The following is a 1287-nucleotide window of genomic DNA, read 5'->3' as shown; positions in this document are numbered from 1 at the left end:
CTGCGACTCCACATCCTTTTCCACTTAGTCACCGCTTAGGGGCCTTAGCTGATGGTCTGGGCTGTTTCCCTCTCGACTACGGAGCTTATCCCCCGCAGTCTCACTGCTGCGCTCTCACTTACCCCCATTCGGAGTTTGGCTAACGTCAGTAACCTGGTCGGGCCCATCGGCTATCCAGTGCTCTACCTGAGGCAAGAAACACGCAACGCTGCACCTAAATGCATTTCGGGGAGAACCAGCTATCACGGAGTTTGATTGGCCTTTCACCCCTATCCACAGGTCATCCCCTCCATTTTCAACTGAAGTGGGTTCGGTCCTCCACGACGTCTTACCGTCGCTTCAACCTGCCCATGGATAGATCACTCCGCTTCGGGTCTAGAGCGTGCGACTAAAACACCCTATTCGGATTCGCTTTCGCTACGGCTACCCCACACGGGTTAACCTCGCCACACACCGCTAACTCGCAGGCTCATTCTTCAAAAGGCACGCCATCACCCCAACACCACCCACCACAAGGATGAGGGCAGCCGGGCTCTGACGGATTGTAGGCACACGGTTTCAGGTACTATTTCACTCCCCGCCAGGGGTACTTTTCACCTTTCCCTCACGGTACTTGTCCGCTATCGGTCATCAAGGAGTATTTAGGCTTAGCAGGTGGTCCTGCCAGATTCACACGCCATTCCAGGAGTAGCGTGTTACTTGGGAAATCTCTCCGGAGCTGACAGCTTACGCCTACGGGACTATCACCCTCTACGGCCCGGCTCTCCAACCGGTTCAACCTCACTGTCAGTTTCTTACTCCGCAACACCCCGGCAGAAGTGTTCGAAAGCTCCCACAACCCCGCCTGCGCAACCCCTGCCGGGTATCACACACAGACGGTTTAGCCTCATCCGATTTCGCTCGCCACTACTCTCGGAATCACTCTTGTTTTCTCTTCCTGTCGGTACTGAGATGTTTCACTTCCCGACGTTCCCTCCACACGCCCTATACATTCAGGCGCAGGTAACACCACATGACTGGTGCTGGGTTCCCCCATTCGGACACCCCCGGATCAACGCTCCGTTGCCAACTCCCCAGGGCTTATCGCAGGCTCGTACGTCCTTCATCGGCTCTTGATGCCAAGGCATCCACCATGTGCCCTTTGTAGCTTGTCACACAAACACTCAACAAAAACAACAACACCACGACACCCCTCACGGGGCCCCGCAGCACGTGCTTCTCGAGTCCTGCACAACACAAACACACAAAAGACCAGACAAAAAACTCTCCACACACGCCAAAGCGCGC

The 1287-nt window shown here is 55.5% G+C and carries 1 rRNA gene; it reads right to left on the bottom strand.

Annotated elements, in window-relative coordinates:
* Positions 1-1154, bottom strand: a 23S ribosomal RNA gene (locus BM236_RS18575); the annotation flags it as partial.
* Between the last annotated feature and the right edge of the window lie 133 nt (positions 1155-1287).

It is taken from the genome of Nocardioides terrae (assembly GCF_900112345.1).
Taxonomy (GTDB): domain Bacteria; phylum Actinomycetota; class Actinomycetes; order Propionibacteriales; family Nocardioidaceae; genus Nocardioides; species Nocardioides terrae.
This window is presented reverse-complemented; position numbering and strand designations above follow the sequence as displayed.